The sequence below is a fragment of the Flavobacterium sp. N1994 genome (genome assembly GCF_025947145.1).
Lineage (GTDB): Bacteria > Bacteroidota > Bacteroidia > Flavobacteriales > Flavobacteriaceae > Flavobacterium.
The window spans coordinates 2,108,598-2,125,337 of sequence record NZ_CP109999.1 but is presented as its reverse complement, the minus strand read 5'-3'; the positions used below and the strand labels follow the sequence as shown (position 1 = coordinate 2,125,337).

Sequence of the window (16,740 nt, the reverse complement as noted above, 5' to 3'; positions counted from 1 at the left end):
TTCTGGCGGTTTTTGTTTTTCTGTTATATTCTGTATATATTTGGTTATCATCAAAATATAACATCTTTGGAAAAACAATCGGAATTTTTCACGGAACAACTTGCCTCAAAAGGATTTGTTACTCCTGAACAACATAATGACATCAAGGAATACAGACAACGTGGAATTTTCTCTTTAAATAGCGAGTTGCTTTTTTTTGTTTATTTATCAGTACTTCTTTTTACGAGTGGTGTTGGGATATTTGTTTATAAAAACATAGACAGTATTGGACATCTTGCCATTTTGACTGCCAATTTTATATTGATGTTAGTCTGCTTTTATTTTAGTTTCAGAAAAGGCAAGGGATTTTCTAAAGAAGAAGTTTTTTTTGATAACCCGATGTATGATTATTTGGTTTTGACAGGAAGCATTTTAGCCTGCATTTTCGTTGGTTATATACAGTATCAATATGCTGTTTTTGGTAAAGATTACGGTCTTGTTTCATTATTTTCGGCAGTTTTGTGTTTTGGAGTGGCTTATTATTTTGATAATAAAAGTGTCCTTTCTATTGCTATTACTGCCTTGGCAACTTTTATAGGCATCACAATAACTCCTCAAACGCTATTACAAAACGAAATCTATTCTAATCCTAATCTTAGTTATTCCGGATTGGCATTAGGGGCGCTTTTAATTCTTTGGATGGAATATTCAGTAAGCCAAAATTTCAAAAAGCATTTTCAGCTTATCTATGTCACTTTTGCTCTGAATTTGGTTTGCATTTGTTGCATTGCAGGATTACTCGAAAATTATTGGTTCGTTTTTGTGCCTCTGATGGTAGCAGCAATATATTATTTCTATAAGTTGAGTTACCAAAAACATTCCACCTTTATCTTCGTTGTTTCACTGCTTTATGGGTACATTGGAATAAACATTTTCCTAGGAAGAGTAATCGGGTTACTTACTATTGGAGATCTTGTAAGCTTTCTGATTTTCTGTTCACCGTTTTACATTATTGGTTCTATAGTGTTGTTTATAAAGTTGGTTCAAAAATTTAATAAAGAAAAACATGCAAGCATACAATAGAGAAGTATTAGAAAACGGACTTCTTGTTATGGAAGCCAAGCGATTGTTTAAGATGAAATTTATTTCAAAGGAACAATTAACCAATGTAACTACAGCATTTTCACTTTTAAAATCAAGTAGCATTTTTATCCGATTTGGATTTTTTCTGTTGGGACTTTTTTTATTTTCATCCATAGGTGGTTTTTTGGCATTGGTTTTCGGACAACTTTTAAATGCCCATTATAGCATTATGTTTTATCTATATGCCATTATTGGTTTTAGTGGTTCCGAACTTTTAGCAAAAAGCGGTTATTACCGTCATGGTTTGGATGATGCTTTTATAATTTGCGCGCAAGCTACTTTTTGTGGTGCTATAGGCATGTCTTCCGAATCGTCTATTTTTGTTTTTTCGGTTATGTTTTTTATTGGTCTAGCGAGCTGTATCCGTTATGTCAATACTATTTCTGCTCTTATTTCTTGTGTTGGATTGGTTGGCTTTTTCTTTACTTTAATTACTGAATTGAAAGTCATCAGCAGCATGTATCTTCCTTTTATTGGACTAATTTTAGCGGTTACAATTTATTATGTTTTTTATAAATTAAACAACAGCGCTAAATGGTTAATCTATCAAAATCCATTACAAATCATAAAAATAGTTAGTCTTGTATTGGCTTATGCTTCTATAAATTATATGGTGGTTCGTGAACTTTCAGAAAGTTTGATGGGTATTGTGGTAGATAAAGAACATGATATTCCGCTGGCATTTTTGTTCTACGGATTGACTTTTCTTATTCCGTTGGGATATGTCTATTATTCCTTGCAAAGGAAAGACAGAACGATATTAATCGTTGGCTTGCTTTCTTTAAGTTACTCTTTTTTTACGATTCGGTTTTATTATAGTTTAATGCCTCTAGAAAGCGCCTTAGTATTGGCTGGGTTACTTTTGTTTGCGATATCTTTTTTTGCTATTAAGAAACTCCAAAATAAAACAACCGGTATTAATTTTCAACCTGATAGAGACACCAATAGCACTTTGATTTTAAATGCACAAGCATTGATTATTAATTCGCAAATAAGTACTAAACCTATTATAAATGACAGTAAAATGCCATTTGGTGGAGGCGGATTTAGCGGAGGTGGTTCTGGGGAAAGTTTTTAGTTATTTCTTAATACTTCCTATAACATTTTTTAAAAACCCATTAAAATCGAAGTCAGGTTCTTCGGTTAAACCCATCCGTACAATTACTAAATCTTGACTTGGGAATATAGCAACCATTTGTCCTTGATAGCCACTGCAATAAAACATGTCCTTTGGCACATCAGGGAAATAGTCTCCAGAGTTTAACCAAAACTGAGCCCCATATCTTCCATTGGAAGTATTAGTTGGAGTGGCTACATATTTAGCCCAACTTGGATCAAATATTTGCTCTCCGTTCCAATTTCCTTGATGTAAATACAGTAAGCCAAATTTTGCCCAATCTCTTGTTGTTGCCCAGCCATAAGAAGAGCCTACAAAATTCCCAGCCATATCGGTTTCAACCAAAGCGGAGTTCATACCAATCTTATCTAGTAAACTATTATACCAGAAATCAAGATATTCTTGGTGTGTTTTGAGCTGCTTTCTCAAAATACCGCTTAGTAAATTGGTTGTTCCAGAAGAGTAGTTCCAATGGGTATTTGGTTTAAATTGTGAGGGTTTTTCTAATTGAGAACGACTCATGTCTTCGGCTTGAAAGAGCATTTTAGTCACGTCGGAAATTTTGCCATAATCTTCTTCCCATGGTAAGCCTGAATTCATGTGAAGTAAATCATTGATGGTAATGTTTTTACGTTCATCATTTTTCCATTCCGCAATTGGAGCAGGTTTCATGATGTCTATTTTACCCTGTTTTTGAAGAATTCCGAAATAAGTTGCTGTTAAACTTTTGGTCATAGACCAGCCTAAAATTCTAGAGTTTTTGTTGAAACCATCAGCATATTTTTCAGCAATCAATTTTCCTTTGTATACAACAACAACGGAACGAGTGCGTTTTTTCTTTTCTCCTTTTCTATCAAAAGCATTAGCAACTGCCTCATTAAGTTTGGAGTAATCTATATTGGCAAAAACAGAATCTTTTGGCTCTAAATTTCCATATGGATAAGACAAATCGTTTTTTAGTTGCGTTCTTTTAGGAACTTCATAAGGCTTGTTTATATCAAAATCATCGTTGATTAATGTTGCCCCCAAACCTTCCCGATAAATAGCTTTGCGATCCTTTAGGCCGTGAACATTTGATGTAACCAATTTTTCAGTGTCATTTATTTCATTGGTTGCCCAATCCACCTTTGGAATATCATTATCGTTTTGTTGAATGGTTTCCAAATTCCGACCATCAATAAAATGCCCGGAAGCCACACTTTTTGCAGAAAACCCTGAAATCAAATCGAGTTGAGGATAAATAGCAATTCGTAAATACACTAATACAATCAGTAATAAGATAACAAGAACTTTAAGGGATTTTTTCATAGTAGCTAAGGAAATAAGTGGTTTAGTAAAAGTAAAAAAATAAAGTAATTATTAACAAGTGTTTGGTAAATTAACCGTTTCAATTTTATTACTTTTGTATTTAGAATTTTTCTAAATAATACAATGTTAGACATCCAAAAAATTAGAGCTGATTTCCCGATACTTTCCCAAAAAGTCAATGGCAAACCGCTCGTTTATTTTGATAACGGCGCTACTTCGCAAAAACCACAAGTGGTCATAGATGCAATATCGAAATATTACCAAGAAATCAATGCCAACATTCATCGTGGTGTGCATACGTTGAGTCAATTAGCAACAGACGCATATGAAGTTTCTAGAGTTAAAATTCAAAAACATATCAATGCTAAATACAGTCACGAAGTGATTTTCACTTCTGGAACCACTCACGGTGTTAATGCTGTCGCCAATGGATTTGCTTCTTTTTTAAAATCTGGAGATGAGGTTTTGGTTTCTGCCTTGGAACATCACAGTAATATTGTGCCTTGGCAAATGCTTTGTGAAAAAACAGGAGCTACTTTGAAAGTAATCCCAATGAACGAAGAAGGAGAGTTAATCATGTCTGAATTCGACAAATTACTTTCTACAAAAACAAAAATTGTAACAGTTAACCATATATCAAATGCTTTAGGAACCATCAATCCTATTAAGGAAATGATTGACAAAGCTCACGGAGTTGGTGCGGTGATTTTAATTGATGGCGCACAAGCAACTCCTCATCTGAAACCCGATGTTCAAGCATTAGATTGTGATTTTTATGTGTTTTCTGGACATAAAATTTGTGGGCCAACGGGTGTCGGAATTCTTTATGGTAAAGAAGAGTGGTTACGCAAATTACCACCTTATCAAGGAGGAGGAGAAATGATTGCCACGGTGACTTTCGAGAAAACCACTTATGCTGATTTGCCACATAAATTTGAAGCCGGAACACCCAACATTGAAGGAGGAATAGTTCTTGGAACAGCGATTGATTATTTGAATGAAGTTGGTTTTGACAATATTGCACAATACGAACACGAATTGTTAGAATATGCTACGTCAAAATTATTGGCTATAGATGGTTTAAAAATTTATGGAACGGCAAAAGCAAAAACTTCCGTAATTTCGTTTAATATTGGCACCATTCATCCGTATGACATTGGCACCATTATTGACAAACTGGGAATCGCAGTACGAACCGGACATCACTGTGCTCAACCTATAATGGATTTCTATAAAATACCAGGTACACTAAGAGCAAGTTTTGCTTTTTATAATACCAAAGAAGAAATCGACTTATTAGTTGAGGCATTAAAAAAAGCACAATTGATGTTATCTTAAATCTAAAGCATATGAAAGCAATCACAATGATTTTACTAACCCTTTTTTTAGGAAAAAGTTGTTCAAACCAAGCGCAAAATGATATTGCCAACTCGGTAATACAATACGTAGCCAATTCAAGAGGATATCATTTGAAGATTATAATAACGAATCAAGTAGCTACTATATCAAAAGGAAGAAGTATCGATAATCCATCGGAACAAATTAAAATTTCGGATACCGATTGGAAAGAATTAGTGGATGCCTTTGCTAATATTAAGTTGGAAGACATTCCCAACCTTAAAGACCCAACACAAAAGAGGTTTTATGATGGTGCAGCTATAGCTAATTTAAAGATTCGTTACCAAGATAAGAATTATGAAACCGTAGTTTTTGATCACGGATTTCCTCCAGCTGAAATAGAAAAACTAGTAAACAAAATGGTTTCCTTAGCGAAAGAAGAATAATGACAATACAAGAAATACAAGACGAAATCGTTGAAGAGTTTTCGATGTTTGACGATTGGATGGAACGTTACGAATATATTATTGAGCTAGGAAAAACTTTGCCGATAATTGACGAGCAGTATAAAACCGAAGACAATATTATCAAAGGCTGTCAATCAAAAGTTTGGGTTCATGCAGAACAGCAAGATGATCGAATTGTTTTCACCGCCGATAGCGATGCCATATTAACCAAAGGAATAATTGGAATTTTAATACGCGCGTTTTCCAATCAAAAGGCAAGTGACATTTTAGAGGCTAATACTGATTTTATTGACGAAATTGGTTTAAAAGAACATTTGTCTCCAACCAGAGCTAACGGCTTGGTTTCAATGATTAAAATGATTAAAATGTATGCTTTGGCATTCAATGCAAAAAATTAAAACTATGGAAGAATTTAAAGACGATATCAACTTAGGAGAGAATGTGGTGAAAACCTTAAAAGGTATTTACGACCCAGAGATTCCTGTAGATATTTATGAATTAGGATTAATCTACGATGTGATGATTAACGAAGACAACGAAGTAAAGGTCTTAATGACCTTGACGTCTCCAAACTGTCCTGTAGCAGAAACATTACCTCGCGAAGTAGAAGAAAAAATAACAAAAATAGACACCGTTAAATCCTGTGAAGTTGAAATCACTTTTGATCCGCCATGGAGTAAAGATTTGATGAGTGAAGAAGCCAAGTTAGAACTCGGAATGTTATAAAATGCAAGACGAAATTGTAAATAGAGTAGCCAATTCTGCCCTACAAGTGTTCGATTTGGAAGACTATTATCCCAATGGTATTAGGACACAAATTGACATTTCACAATGGCTGTTAGAAGGTTTTCTTTTGAAGGAAAAAGACTTTCGAGAGGCTTTGAAAAATCATGATTGGTCACAATATGAAAATCATTTTGTGGCGATTCATTGGTCAACAGATGCCATTGTTCCCGCTTGGGCAACGATTCTAGTTACTACTTATGTTGCTCCTTTTGCTAAAAAAGTGGTTTTAGGAGATTTAAATGATTTAGAAACTGCCTTATATCAGGAAATTTTACCCACTATAGATTACTCACTATACCATGATAAAGCGGTTATAATAAAAGGGTGTTCCAAAAAACCTGTTCCAGAAAGTGCTTATATTATTGCCGTTCAAAAGTTACAACCTTTTGCAAAAAGCATTATGTATGGTGAAGCTTGTTCCGCCGTTCCGCTATTTAAAAAGGCTAAGTAGTTAGTTTTCTAACTCTATTTGGATAAGCCAATAGTATTCTTACCTTTGCCCCCGAAAATTTTTAAATCTAAACAAAATGAAAAAAATTATTCTTACGATAGTTTTGGGATTTTCTATTAGTAGTGTTTTGGCTCAGGTAAATGAAAAAGAATTGCTAAAGAAAACCGAAGAAACAGTGGCTAAAATTAAAGAAGAGAAACCCAATGGATGGGAGAAAAAAGGCATGTTTACTTTCTTACTTAATCAAGCCAATTTTAATAACTGGTTAGCTGGAGGTCAAAGCAGTATCTCAGGGAATGCCGGGGTAAAATATGATTTCAATTATAAAAGTGATACTTGGACTTGGGATAACAAATTTTTTGCCAACTATGGTTTGACTAAACTACATGATCAAGCCCTTCAAAAAACGGATGACCGAATAGAATTCAATTCCCTTTTAGGTAAAAAAGCTTCAGGCGAATGGTATTATTCTGCCTTTTTCAACTTTAAAACGCAACTTGATTCAGGTTTTGATCCTGCAGATAATAGCGTTAAAATTTCTCATTTTTTCTCTCCGGCTTATTTCCAGTTTGGACCGGGTATGATGTGGAAGAAAAGTGATAATTTAAAAGTAAACATTGCTCCAGCAACCTCTAAATTGATTATGGTTCACAAACATTTTACAGATTTAGGCCCTTCTTTTGGTGTGGCACAAGGAGCAAGTTCGCGATATGAATTTGGAGCAGCATTAAATGCGTATTACAAATTTAATTTGATGGAAAATGTAACGGCTGAAAACATTTTTAATTCGTATACTAACTATCTACAAGATGCGCAAAATGTTGATATTGATTACACTTTGAATATCGTGATGAAAGTTAATAAATACATGTCGACCAATTTGTCATTTCAAACGATTTACGATGATAATGCTTTCGCTGGATTTCAAACGCGTGAGATTATTGGAATTGGCGTGAATTATGGTTTCTAACATAAATCAACATTAATAAAAAGAGCCGATTCATTGGGTTGAATCGGCTTTTTTATTAGTGTTAATTTTAAATCGGTATTCACATTTAAATACCAATTTTATCAGTTTGCTTTACTTCTTAAAGCGTTTACTCTTATACTCCATAGCATTTGTTTTAGATGCTTTAGAATACGAAGTAGAAGTTGTTTTCTGGTTTTTCTCCACTTTACTTGAACAGCCAAATTTGGATTCACTACTACCTAAACTTGATTCGTTTGGCAGTCTTGTGAAAGAAAAGGCTTTTGCGCTACATAATATTAGCAAAAAGAGGAACAGTTTAAGGGCGTCTTTTAGGGTAATTGTTTTCATAGGTTAAGTATTTGTTTTATACCATAAACCTACACAAACACAAATAAATAGTCGTCAAAACAATCAAAATAATCGACAAAAAGCATAAAAAACTTAAAAAAGCATAATTTTACTTACAAAATAAAATGTTTGTTTTTGTCGGATTTATAAAGAAACTCCGTCTTAAAATTTTAAGACGGAGTTTTTTGGTTTATCTAAAGGCTTGTTCTAAATCGGCTAATAAATCATCTATATCTTCTACGCCTACACTTAATCTAACTAAGTCATCGGTGATGCCAATTTCTTTTCTTTTTTCCTCTGGGATGGAAGCGTGTGTCATTAAGGCAGGATGATTCGCTAGTGATTCAACACCACCCAATGATTCTGCTAAGGTGAATACTTTTAAATTTTCTAGGAAGGCAATGGCGTCTTCTTTTTTTCCTGATTTGAAAGTGAAAGAAACCATACCACCAAAACCATTCATTTGTTTTTTGGCAATATCATGAAACGGATGACTTGGTAATCCAGGATAATATACTTTAGCAATTTTAGCATGATTCGCTAAAAAGGCAGCTACTTTTTCACCGTTCTCACAGTGACGTTGGACTCTTAAATGCAAGGTTTTGATCCCTCTTAATACTAAGAAACTGTCCATTGGGCCTAAGGTTCCTCCTGTGGCAAATTGCTTGAAATGTAGTTCATCGCCAAGTTCTTTGTCTTTTATGATCAATGCTCCAGCGATTACGTCAGAGTGACCTCCTAGATACTTGGTAGCTGAGTGCATTACGATATCTGCTCCTAAATCTAGAGGTTTTTGCAGGTAAGGTGTAGCAAAGGTGTTATCGACAGCAAAGAGGATGTTGTGTTTTTTGGTGATTTTAGCTATTTCGGCAATATCAGCTAATTTCATTAAGGGATTAGTTGGCGTTTCTACCCAAACCAACTTGGTATTTTCATTGATTAATGATTGAAATTTAGCGATATCATTCATGTCTACAAAGTGGAATTTGATACCACTATCTTTGTAAATACGAGTGAACATTCGGTACGTTCCCCCATACAAATCGTCCATGGCTATGATTTCGTCTCCAGCTTTGAACATACGAAGTAAACAATCGGTGGCGGCTAATCCTGAAGAGAATGCTAATCCGCGTGACCCATTTTCTATGGAGGCTAAAGCATCTTCTAAGGCTTGACGGGTTGGATTGGCAGCTCTAGAATATTCATAATCTCCAACTGGTTTTCCTGGAGAAACTTGAGCATAGGTTGAGGTTTGAAACACTGGGGGCATTACGGCTCCCGTAACTTCTTCATGGTGTTGATTACCATGTATGACTTTGGTATTGAATTTCATTTTAGAATAATTAGTCAGCAAATGTAGCAAGTTTATTTGAAACCCAATAGCGCATTTGATTGGATTTAACACTCTGTTGAGGGCGTTGTGAAAAGGGCTCTATTTAGGAAAAACCTAACTAGGTTTTGTTTGTTCCTAACACAATTTATGACGTTCCTAACTAGGTTTAGTTTGTTCCTAACACAATTTAGGATGTTCCTAACTGGGTTTTGTTTGTTCCTAACATAATTTAGGAGAAACCTAATAAAATTTAGGAAAAACCTAAATGATTTAAATAAACTTTCGGATTTGCATCATGATGCCGGTGTGTAGGGCTTCGTGGTAGTTGTTGAATTCCATGGCATCCATTGCGGTTTTCATGGTGTAGCCAGATAGGGTGGTGAACTCGGTGAAGTTTTTGAAGATGTTATTAGCGAAATCTTTTTTGGTTTGTTCTAGTGTAGCAAATAGCAAGGTTTTGATTTCATCTACTTCTTCTTGGGTAACGCTGTGTTCTGGTTTGGTACCGCGTTTGTATTTGGCTACCATATCGTCTGAAACCATTATGGGTAAGCCCGATAAGTTGTAGACTAACATTTGCTGCACCACGATAACGTGAGCGATGTTCCAAATAAGATTGTTGCTAAAGCCTTCTGGAATGGTGTTGAGTTGTTCTAAAGTATGGTTTTCTACAATTTTTGAAATGACGGTTCTGCTGGTTTGATTGATGTTGAAAGTTGTATCCATTGCGTTGATTTTTTTGATAAAATTACAGATTATAAGTGGAAATGGATTTCCTTTGTAAAAAGAAATTTCATGGTCAATACAATATACTATCTAGCCTCTTGCGATACTTGTCGTAAAATTATAAAATCACTTCCCAACTCCGATAAATTGCAATTTCACGACATTCGGCAAAATCCAATTACGGAACAAGAGTTGGAGGAACTGTATCAACTTTCAGGAAGTTATGAAGCTTTATTTAGCAAAAAAGCGCAGTTGTATAAGCAATTGGATTTGAAAAACAAAACGTTGACCGAAGTGGATTATAAGAAGTATTTGTTAGAACATTATACTTTTTTGAGTCGTCCTGTTTTCATTATTGATGAGAAAATCTACATTGGCAACAGCCAAAAAAATATCATTGAAGTTATAAAAGCATTGAGCTAATGTCAAAAAGAACTTGGGCACTCCTTGCCACCATGATGGTTTCGTTAATCTATGGTGTTTCGTTTACGATTGCTAAAGATGTGATGCCTACTTATGTGAAGCCTTTTGGGTTTATATTACTCCGAGTTTTTGGTGCTACGATTTTGTTTTGGTTGGTTTCCTTTTTGGGACCCAAAGAAAAGATTCAACTACAGGATTTTCCACGTATTATTGCGGCTGCTTTCTTTGGCGTGGCTTTGAATATGCTAACTTTTTTTAAAGGATTGAGTTTCACTTCTCCTATTTCGGCAGCGGTGATTATGGTGACGGCTCCTATTATTGTCATGATTTTATCGGCGATACTCATTAGAGAAAGAATAAAAACACGCAAGATTATTGGAATATTGCTGGGACTTTTCGGTACTGGTTTTTTAATTCTTTATGGTAAATCCGTGGGGAATGCTACTAATGCTTCTTTGGGCAATTTGTTGGTGTTTATTAATGCGGTTTCGTATGGTTTTTATTTGATTATTGTCAAAAAGTTGATGGATAAATACAATGCCTTTACTTTTGTGCCTTGGATTTACACTTTTGGGTTGTTGATGGTGTTGCCTTTTAGTTGGAGCGAATATCAGGCCATTCATTGGGAAACCATTCCAACGATGATACTATGGGAAATAGGTTTTGTAGTAGTGTTTACTACGTTTTTGACCTATCTGTTTAATTTAGTTTCGATGCGCGAATTGAATCCCACGACGGTAGCTGTTTTTATCTATCTGCAACCGCTTTTTGCCACTGTTTTTGCTATGAGTTTAGGGAAAGATCATTTGACATGGGTAAAAGTAGCTTCGGCTGTTTTGATATTTGTTGGGGTATTTCTCGTTACCAAAAAAGTGAAGAGTGACTAGTAACTAGTGATTAGTCTTGTTGAAGATGCTAATTACTATTCACTAATTACTAATTACTTTGCTTATATTTGAAGACTATTAAAATACACCAATGATACTATCGATGACTGGTTTTGGGAAAGCCACTTTGCAATTACCCACCAAAAAAATTACTGTAGAAATTAAATCGCTTAACAGCAAAGGATTGGATTTGAACACGCGTATGCCTTCTGTTTTTAGGGAAATGGAATTGGGATTACGCAACCAACTTTCGCAACGTTTAGAACGTGGAAAAATCGATTTTTCGTTATATGTTGAGGTTACTGGCGAAGAAACATCTTCTAAAATAAATGTGCCAATAGTCAAAGGTTATATCGCTCAAATGAAAGCGGTTATTCCGAATGCCGATGAAACCGAATTGATGAAAATGGCGGTTCGTATGCCCGATGCTTTAAAAACTGAGCGCGATGAAATTGACGAAAACGAATGGAAGCAAATCCAAACCGTGATTGATGAAGCTTTAGAGAATATGGTGCAGTTTCGTAAAGACGAAGGAGTTTCTTTGGAGAAAGAATTTTTGCATCGCATTGCCAATATTATGACGTTGATGAATAATGCGGTTTCGTATGATGCCGAAAGAGTGGAGACGGTAAAAACCCGTTTAAGAACTGCGCTTGATGAGTTAAAAGAAAATGTAGATGAGAATCGTTTTGAACAAGAATTGATTTTTTATTTGGAGAAATATGACATCACGGAAGAGAAAGTTCGTTTAGAAAATCACCTAAACTATTTCATAGAAACCTTAGCCGGAACAGAAGCCAACGGAAGAAAATTGGGTTTTATTACTCAGGAAATGGGAAGAGAAATTAATACTATGGGTTCGAAATCGAATCATTCAGAAATGCAGAAATTGGTGGTGATGATGAAGGATGAATTAGAGAAAATAAAAGAGCAGGTTTTAAATGTTTTGTAGATAATAATCATGAACAAAGGAAAATTATTAGTATTCTCAGCGCCGTCCGGCTCGGGAAAAACCACGATAGTACGGCATTTATTAGCACAACCAGAACTGAATTTAGAGTTTTCTATTTCGGCGGCTACGCGTGAACCTCGTGGAGAAGAAGTTCATGGGAAGGATTACTATTTTATCTCTATAGAAGAATTCAAAAAGCATATTAAAGCAGAGGATTTTATTGAATGGGAGGAAGTGTATCGCGATAACTTTTATGGCACTTTAAAGAGTGAAGTAGAGCGTATTTGGGCAAAAGGGAAGAACGTGATTTTTGATATTGATGTTGCGGGAGGTTTGCGTATAAAGTCTAAATTTCCTTTAGAGACTTTAGCGGTTTTTGTTAAGCCACCTAGCGTTGACGAACTGAAAAGACGTTTGAAAGAACGTTCCACCGAAAGTGATGATAAAATTAATATGCGTATTGCAAAAGCCCATGTTGAATTGGCTACAGCTCCTCAATTTGATATTATAATTAAGAATTATGATTTAGATGTGGCGAAGGCAGAGGCTTATGAGTTGGTGAAAGAGTTTGTTAAGAAATAGTAATTAGTAGTTACCAATAGAATGAAAATCGGATTGTATTTTGGCACTTTTAATCCCATTCATGTGGGGCATATGATTATTGCTAATCACATGGCAGAGCATTCCGATTTGAATCAGATTTGGATGGTGGTTACACCTCATAATCCGCACAAACAAAAGAGCACTTTATTGGATGATTATCAAAGGTTGCATATGGTCACTTTGGCTACGGATGCCTTTAACAAAATCAAAGCTTCTGATATTGAATTTAAGTTGCCACAGCCTAATTATACGGTGTCTACTTTGGCTCATTTGGAAGAAAAGTATCCTAAATACGAGTTTGCCTTAATCATGGGCGAAGACAATCTGAATTCGTTACACAAATGGAAAAACTACGAAGTGATTATAGCAAACCATGACATTTATGTTTATCCTAGACTTAATTCAGGAGAAATTGATGAGCAGTTTATCAATCACGATAAAATTCATCGTGTTGAAGCGCCAGTCATTGAGCTTTCTTCCACGTTTATTCGCGAAAGCATTAAAAACAAGAAGAATGTGATGCCAATGTTACCTCAAAAAGTTTGGGAATATATAGACAGCAGTGCGTTTTATAGAAAGTAATTTATTGCTTCAAAAAGCGAACCGTTTTCATGCCATTTCCGATAGTTATTTTAGCCAAATAACAACCTCTCTTTAATTCCGAAACCTCTACTTTAGCTTCTGAGGTTAAGTTGGTTTTTGAAAGCATTTCTTGTCCAAGAAGATTTACTATTTTAAGTTCAGTTATGTTTTCGGTAGTACTGATATTCAAAAATGATGTTACTGGATTTGGATAAATTTTTAAATCTGTACTAGTAAAATTTGACACACCAAGATCAGCAGTCACAGCAATATTTACAACATAAGAGCCTTCACCATCAAGATTAGAAGCCGTAACAGTATAATCAGTTGCAGGAGAGATGACACTTGGCGTTCCGCTAATCATTCCGGTTGTAGTATCAAAAGTTAATCCTGTTGGTAAAGCAGGAGCAATGGAGAAGCCATAGGTTTTGATTTTTCTAATCTTATGATTTCCATAATCACAAACAAAAATAGTATTGGAATGATCCACTGCGATTCCGGTTGACGAATTAAATTGCGCTACCGTTGCCACACCATCTGTAGCTCCAACGACCCCAGTTCCGGCGTAGGTTGAGACCATACCATCGGGAGTAATTTTTCTAATCTTATTGTTTTGTTCGTCGGTTATGAATAAATTATTGGCACTGTCAATCGCAACAATTGCGGGATAATAAAAAGTGGCAGCAGCACCCATTCCGTCATTAGAGCCAGCAGTTCCAGTTCCAGCCACAGTGGAAACCTCGCCAAGATTGTTGATTTTTCTAATTTTATTACTGTAATAATCGGCAACAAAAACATTTCCAGATGCATCTACACATACTCCAGTTGCACCATTAAATTGCGCTGTTAGTAGCGTTCCATCAGCCGAACCTGCCACACCAGTTCCTGCAAAAGTGGAAACGGTTCCATCAGTAGTAATTTTTCTGATTTTATTATTCCCATAATCGGCAACATAGATATTATCGTTAGCATCTACAGCCATTCCGGCAGGATAATAAAAGCGAGCGGTGTTTCCTGGCCCGTCAGTTGCTCCAATTACACCTGTTCCTGCAAAAGTAGAAACGGTTCCGTCGGGAGTTATTTTTCTAATTTTATGATTGCTTTGGTCGGATATAAAAAGATTGTCGTTAGAGTCAAAAACGGCACCATCAGGATATTTGAAGGTAGCGGCATTCCCAATTCCATCAGCAGACCCAATCGCACCAGAACCCGCAAAAGTAGTGACATCGCCTGCGGGGGTTATTTTTCTAATTTTATGATTGCTTCTGTCTACTACAAAAATATTTCCATGACTATCAATAGTAACCACCGTTGGTAAATTGAAACTTGCCGAGATTCCATTACCGTCTGCAGCTCCCACACTTCCAGAACCCGCAAAAGTGGAAACTAAAGTTTGAGCGATGATAGTTCCGCCACTATTTGTTGGAGTCAAAGCGCTTATACTTTGTCCAACAGTGAAAACATTTGGCGTTACATAGCTAATGTTTGGTGCTTGTGAATGCAGAAGATTTAGGGTAAGCAATAAACAAATTGTAATTTTATTCATGAGTTCTGATGGTTATTCTTGATACAAATGTAAATTAAAAAACACAAAAGATTGATTTATAAAGAGTAATAGATTTTGTTCGTGAAAAAGAGAATTATTTAGTTTAAAAATCAGTATTTTTGATAGCTATAAATGTGACTATTCATGAATAAATCTCCAAAATTTGCGGTGATTGGTGGCGGAAGTTGGGCTACAGCCATTGCAAAAATGCTTTGTGTCAATCTAGATGAAATTGCTTGGTATATGCGCAATGAATCAGCGATTGAACACATCAAAACCCACAAACACAATCCTAATTACTTGAGTTCTGTTGAGTTTGATATCAAGAAATTGAAGTTGACCAGCGATATTAATGAAGCAGTAGCTTATGCTGACTATATTATTTTTGCTATTCCATCGGCTTTCTTAAGTTCGGAATTGGAGAAGTTGACAGTGAGTTTAAAAGACAAAGTAATTTTCTCAGCCATCAAAGGAATTGTTCCTGAAACGTTCTTAATTGTTGGAGAACATTTCAATAAAAAATTTGATATTCCTTTTGAAAACATTGGCGTTATTACGGGTCCATGTCATGCGGAAGAAGTAGCATTGGAGCGACTTTCTTATTTAACTATTGCTTGTGGCGATTCTAATAAAGCAAGAGTAATGGCTGGTGTATTGGCGGGGAACTATATCAAAACCAAAATTTCTGACGACATTATTGGAACAGAATATGCAGCGATGCTCAAAAATATTTATGCTATTGCTGCTGGAATTGCACATGGTTTAGGTTATGGAGATAACTTCCAGTCGGTGATTATGAGTAATGCTATTCGCGAGATGAAAAAGTTTATCCGCAAAGTGCATAAGATGAAACGAAACATTAATAATTCTGCTTATTTGGGCGATTTATTAGTAACAGGATATTCTGTTTTTTCACGAAACCGGATGTTCGGGAATATGATTGGGAAAGGCTACACTGTAAAATCAGCCATGATGGAAATGAGTATGGTGGCTGAAGGCTATTATGCTGTAAAAAGTGCCTATAAATTAAATCAAGAATATAAAGCCAATACGCCTATCATTGATGCTGTCTATGAGATTTTGTACGAAGGGAAAGACGCCAAAAAAGTCTTTAAAAAGCTAACAGAAAAATTAGACTAGGATGAACGAAAGATGGACATATCAACTAAAAAAAGGGTTGCCATTTGGTATTATTATGCCGATTATTATCACTGCAATAGAAGGTTATGGGACTTCTTACACAGAAGCTTTTCTTTCTATAAAATTCCTAATAGAATTGGTTCTCTTTTTATTCGTTGGAATCTTTATAATAGGATATTCTAGTTGGAGAGAGAAAAGAAAAAATAATGAATACAATGACCAGAAGTAATTCGTTATCTCACAATAACACCATCTACAAATAAAATAGGCACTTCTTCAACATAATCAGGAGTGATTGATTGTGCTTTGAAGATGAATTTCTTATCGTATAAAGTACTTCCGATAAAGTAAGTTACCATAAACTCGTTGTTGAGCCTTAATACACTTTTTTCTACCATTTCTATTTTGACGACAGATACAGCAGGGACTTGCATAAATGCGTGGCGCAGGAGCGACGTTTTTTTCATTTCCCCATCAAGAGTACCAAAAGCTTGGGAAACGACCATTACCGAGTCTAAATCATAGTCAGAATCGTTTACTAAATAAACATACCAAACCTTTTCCATGAAGTCATCGCTCCATTCTTGCACAGCGGCTAGGAATACGTTTTCTACTTTTGGGATGGTAATGTCCGATTTCAT

21 protein-coding genes are annotated in these 16,740 nt (G+C 35.4%); 15 read left to right on the top strand and 6 right to left on the bottom strand.

All coding sequences use genetic code 11. From position 1 onward, the window contains the following. Positions 1 to 66: 66 nt before the first annotated feature. Together OLM53_RS09435 and OLM53_RS09430 are read left to right on the top strand one after the other, a co-directional pair. Entirely contained in the window at positions 67 to 1,062 is a 996-nt protein-coding gene (locus OLM53_RS09435) for a DUF2157 domain-containing protein (RefSeq protein ID WP_264519983.1), read from the top strand. Then, complete coding sequence (locus OLM53_RS09430; RefSeq protein ID WP_264519982.1) at positions 1,046 to 2,200, top strand: hypothetical protein; 1,155 nt, start codon at positions 1,046 to 1,048, stop codon at positions 2,198 to 2,200. The genes OLM53_RS09435 and OLM53_RS09430 overlap by 17 nt, the downstream gene beginning before the upstream one ends. On the opposite strand, the gene OLM53_RS09425 is transcribed toward OLM53_RS09430, so the two are convergent. Continuing rightward, positions 2,201 to 3,547: a serine hydrolase domain-containing protein gene (locus OLM53_RS09425; RefSeq protein ID WP_264519981.1), complete on the bottom strand. Its 1,347-nt coding sequence runs from the start codon at positions 3,545 to 3,547 to the stop codon at positions 2,201 to 2,203. Between the two features lie 123 nt (positions 3,548 to 3,670). Between OLM53_RS09425 and OLM53_RS09420 the strand changes: the two genes are divergently transcribed. From OLM53_RS09420 to OLM53_RS09395, 6 genes are all read left to right on the top strand, one after another. Continuing rightward, the gene (locus tag OLM53_RS09420) at positions 3,671 to 4,885 is read left to right on the top strand and encodes an aminotransferase class V-fold PLP-dependent enzyme (RefSeq protein WP_264519980.1); all 1,215 of its coding nucleotides are present in this window, start codon (positions 3,671 to 3,673) and stop codon (positions 4,883 to 4,885) included. An 11-nt stretch (positions 4,886 to 4,896) separates the two neighbouring features. Continuing rightward, a complete protein-coding gene (locus OLM53_RS09415; RefSeq protein ID WP_264519979.1) occupies positions 4,897 to 5,331 on the top strand; it encodes a hypothetical protein in 435 nt (144 codons plus the stop codon). Next, positions 5,331 to 5,750 carry a SufE family protein gene (locus tag OLM53_RS09410; protein ID WP_264519978.1) on the top strand — a complete coding sequence of 140 codons (420 nt, stop codon included), beginning with the start codon at positions 5,331 to 5,333 and terminating at the stop codon, positions 5,748 to 5,750. The genes OLM53_RS09415 and OLM53_RS09410 overlap by 1 nt, the downstream gene beginning before the upstream one ends. Before the next feature lie 4 nt (positions 5,751 to 5,754). Then, positions 5,755 to 6,078, top strand: a complete 324-nt coding sequence (locus OLM53_RS09405; RefSeq protein ID WP_264519977.1) for an SUF system Fe-S cluster assembly protein — start codon at positions 5,755 to 5,757, stop codon at positions 6,076 to 6,078. Position 6,079: 1 nt separating this feature from the next. Further along, entirely contained in the window at positions 6,080 to 6,589 is a 510-nt protein-coding gene (locus OLM53_RS09400; RefSeq protein WP_264519976.1) for a DUF2480 family protein, read from the top strand. 76 nt (positions 6,590 to 6,665) lie between these two features. Further along, positions 6,666 to 7,559: a DUF3078 domain-containing protein gene (locus tag OLM53_RS09395; protein ID WP_264519975.1), complete on the top strand. Its 894-nt coding sequence runs from the start codon at positions 6,666 to 6,668 to the stop codon at positions 7,557 to 7,559. Between the two features lie 111 nt (positions 7,560 to 7,670). On the opposite strand, the gene OLM53_RS09390 is transcribed toward OLM53_RS09395, so the two are convergent. The 3 genes from OLM53_RS09390 to OLM53_RS09380 all read right to left on the bottom strand — a co-directional run bounded on the left by OLM53_RS09390 (position 7,671) and on the right by OLM53_RS09380 (position 9,966). Then, a complete protein-coding gene (locus tag OLM53_RS09390) occupies positions 7,671 to 7,907 on the bottom strand; it encodes a hypothetical protein (protein WP_264519974.1) in 237 nt (78 codons plus the stop codon). A 190-nt stretch (positions 7,908 to 8,097) separates the two neighbouring features. Next, a complete protein-coding gene (locus tag OLM53_RS09385) occupies positions 8,098 to 9,240 on the bottom strand; it encodes a cystathionine gamma-synthase (RefSeq protein WP_264519973.1) in 1,143 nt (380 codons plus the stop codon). A 270-nt stretch (positions 9,241 to 9,510) separates the two neighbouring features. After that, positions 9,511 to 9,966, bottom strand: a complete 456-nt coding sequence (locus tag OLM53_RS09380) for a DinB family protein (protein ID WP_264519972.1) — start codon at positions 9,964 to 9,966, stop codon at positions 9,511 to 9,513. Between the two features lie 69 nt (positions 9,967 to 10,035). On the opposite strand from OLM53_RS09380, the gene OLM53_RS09375 reads away from it, so the two are divergent. The 5 genes from OLM53_RS09375 (at position 10,036) to nadD (ending at position 13,413) form a co-directional block, all read left to right on the top strand. Further along, positions 10,036 to 10,389, top strand: coding sequence for an arsenate reductase family protein (locus tag OLM53_RS09375; RefSeq protein ID WP_264519971.1), 354 nt, complete (start codon positions 10,036 to 10,038; stop codon positions 10,387 to 10,389). Continuing rightward, a complete protein-coding gene (locus OLM53_RS09370; protein ID WP_264519970.1) occupies positions 10,389 to 11,276 on the top strand; it encodes a DMT family transporter in 888 nt (295 codons plus the stop codon). The genes OLM53_RS09375 and OLM53_RS09370 overlap by 1 nt, the downstream gene beginning before the upstream one ends. A gap of 91 nt (positions 11,277 to 11,367) precedes the next feature. Further along, entirely contained in the window at positions 11,368 to 12,228 is an 861-nt protein-coding gene (locus OLM53_RS09365) for a YicC/YloC family endoribonuclease (protein ID WP_264519969.1), read from the top strand. A 9-nt stretch (positions 12,229 to 12,237) separates the two neighbouring features. Then, positions 12,238 to 12,810: a guanylate kinase gene (gene gmk / locus OLM53_RS09360; RefSeq protein WP_264519968.1), complete on the top strand. Its 573-nt coding sequence runs from the start codon at positions 12,238 to 12,240 to the stop codon at positions 12,808 to 12,810. A 21-nt stretch (positions 12,811 to 12,831) separates the two neighbouring features. Continuing rightward, positions 12,832 to 13,413, top strand: a complete 582-nt coding sequence (nadD, locus tag OLM53_RS09355; protein ID WP_264519967.1) for a nicotinate (nicotinamide) nucleotide adenylyltransferase — start codon at positions 12,832 to 12,834, stop codon at positions 13,411 to 13,413. Between the two features lies 1 nt (position 13,414). Here the strand turns inward: nadD and OLM53_RS09350 are convergent, their stop codons facing one another. After that, complete coding sequence (locus OLM53_RS09350) at positions 13,415 to 14,959, bottom strand: T9SS type A sorting domain-containing protein (RefSeq protein WP_264519966.1); 1,545 nt, start codon at positions 14,957 to 14,959, stop codon at positions 13,415 to 13,417. A 144-nt stretch (positions 14,960 to 15,103) separates the two neighbouring features. Between OLM53_RS09350 and OLM53_RS09345 the strand changes: the two genes are divergently transcribed. Both OLM53_RS09345 and OLM53_RS09340 read left to right on the top strand, forming a co-directional pair. Continuing rightward, complete coding sequence (locus tag OLM53_RS09345) at positions 15,104 to 16,099, top strand: NAD(P)H-dependent glycerol-3-phosphate dehydrogenase (RefSeq protein WP_264519965.1); 996 nt, start codon at positions 15,104 to 15,106, stop codon at positions 16,097 to 16,099. A 1-nt stretch (position 16,100) separates the two neighbouring features. After that, positions 16,101 to 16,328: a hypothetical protein gene (locus OLM53_RS09340; RefSeq protein ID WP_264519964.1), complete on the top strand. Its 228-nt coding sequence runs from the start codon at positions 16,101 to 16,103 to the stop codon at positions 16,326 to 16,328. A 4-nt stretch (positions 16,329 to 16,332) separates the two neighbouring features. Here the strand turns inward: OLM53_RS09340 and OLM53_RS09335 are convergent, their stop codons facing one another. Continuing rightward, positions 16,333 to 16,740, bottom strand: coding sequence for a hypothetical protein (locus OLM53_RS09335; protein WP_264519963.1), 408 nt, complete (start codon positions 16,738 to 16,740; stop codon positions 16,333 to 16,335).

What these genes read in the sequence shown, in the direction of transcription:
- OLM53_RS09350 (WP_264519966.1), bottom strand. Translation starts at nt 14,959, where the DNA reads ATGAATAAAATTACAATTTGTTTATTGCTTACCCTAAATCTTCTGCAT.
- OLM53_RS09390 (WP_264519974.1), bottom strand. Translation starts at nt 7,907, where the DNA reads ATGAAAACAATTACCCTAAAAGACGCCCTTAAACTGTTCCTCTTTTTG.
- OLM53_RS09370 (WP_264519970.1), top strand. Translation starts at nt 10,389, where the DNA reads ATGTCAAAAAGAACTTGGGCACTCCTTGCCACCATGATGGTTTCGTTA.
- OLM53_RS09340 (WP_264519964.1), top strand. Translation starts at nt 16,101, where the DNA reads ATGAACGAAAGATGGACATATCAACTAAAAAAAGGGTTGCCATTTGGT.
- OLM53_RS09410 (WP_264519978.1), top strand. Translation starts at nt 5,331, where the DNA reads ATGACAATACAAGAAATACAAGACGAAATCGTTGAAGAGTTTTCGATG.
- gmk (WP_264519968.1), top strand. Translation starts at nt 12,238, where the DNA reads ATGAACAAAGGAAAATTATTAGTATTCTCAGCGCCGTCCGGCTCGGGA.
- OLM53_RS09415 (WP_264519979.1), top strand. Translation starts at nt 4,897, where the DNA reads ATGAAAGCAATCACAATGATTTTACTAACCCTTTTTTTAGGAAAAAGT.
- OLM53_RS09335 (WP_264519963.1), bottom strand. Translation starts at nt 16,740, where the DNA reads ATGAAATCGGACATTACCATCCCAAAAGTAGAAAACGTATTCCTAGCC.
- OLM53_RS09385 (WP_264519973.1), bottom strand. Translation starts at nt 9,240, where the DNA reads ATGAAATTCAATACCAAAGTCATACATGGTAATCAACACCATGAAGAA.
- OLM53_RS09375 (WP_264519971.1), top strand. Translation starts at nt 10,036, where the DNA reads ATGGTCAATACAATATACTATCTAGCCTCTTGCGATACTTGTCGTAAA.
- OLM53_RS09345 (WP_264519965.1), top strand. Translation starts at nt 15,104, where the DNA reads ATGAATAAATCTCCAAAATTTGCGGTGATTGGTGGCGGAAGTTGGGCT.
- OLM53_RS09425 (WP_264519981.1), bottom strand. Translation starts at nt 3,547, where the DNA reads ATGAAAAAATCCCTTAAAGTTCTTGTTATCTTATTACTGATTGTATTA.
- OLM53_RS09395 (WP_264519975.1), top strand. Translation starts at nt 6,666, where the DNA reads ATGAAAAAAATTATTCTTACGATAGTTTTGGGATTTTCTATTAGTAGT.
- OLM53_RS09405 (WP_264519977.1), top strand. Translation starts at nt 5,755, where the DNA reads ATGGAAGAATTTAAAGACGATATCAACTTAGGAGAGAATGTGGTGAAA.
- OLM53_RS09380 (WP_264519972.1), bottom strand. Translation starts at nt 9,966, where the DNA reads ATGGATACAACTTTCAACATCAATCAAACCAGCAGAACCGTCATTTCA.
- OLM53_RS09430 (WP_264519982.1), top strand. Translation starts at nt 1,046, where the DNA reads ATGCAAGCATACAATAGAGAAGTATTAGAAAACGGACTTCTTGTTATG.
- OLM53_RS09365 (WP_264519969.1), top strand. Translation starts at nt 11,368, where the DNA reads ATGATACTATCGATGACTGGTTTTGGGAAAGCCACTTTGCAATTACCC.
- OLM53_RS09400 (WP_264519976.1), top strand. Translation starts at nt 6,080, where the DNA reads ATGCAAGACGAAATTGTAAATAGAGTAGCCAATTCTGCCCTACAAGTG.
- OLM53_RS09420 (WP_264519980.1), top strand. Translation starts at nt 3,671, where the DNA reads ATGTTAGACATCCAAAAAATTAGAGCTGATTTCCCGATACTTTCCCAA.
- nadD (WP_264519967.1), top strand. Translation starts at nt 12,832, where the DNA reads ATGAAAATCGGATTGTATTTTGGCACTTTTAATCCCATTCATGTGGGG.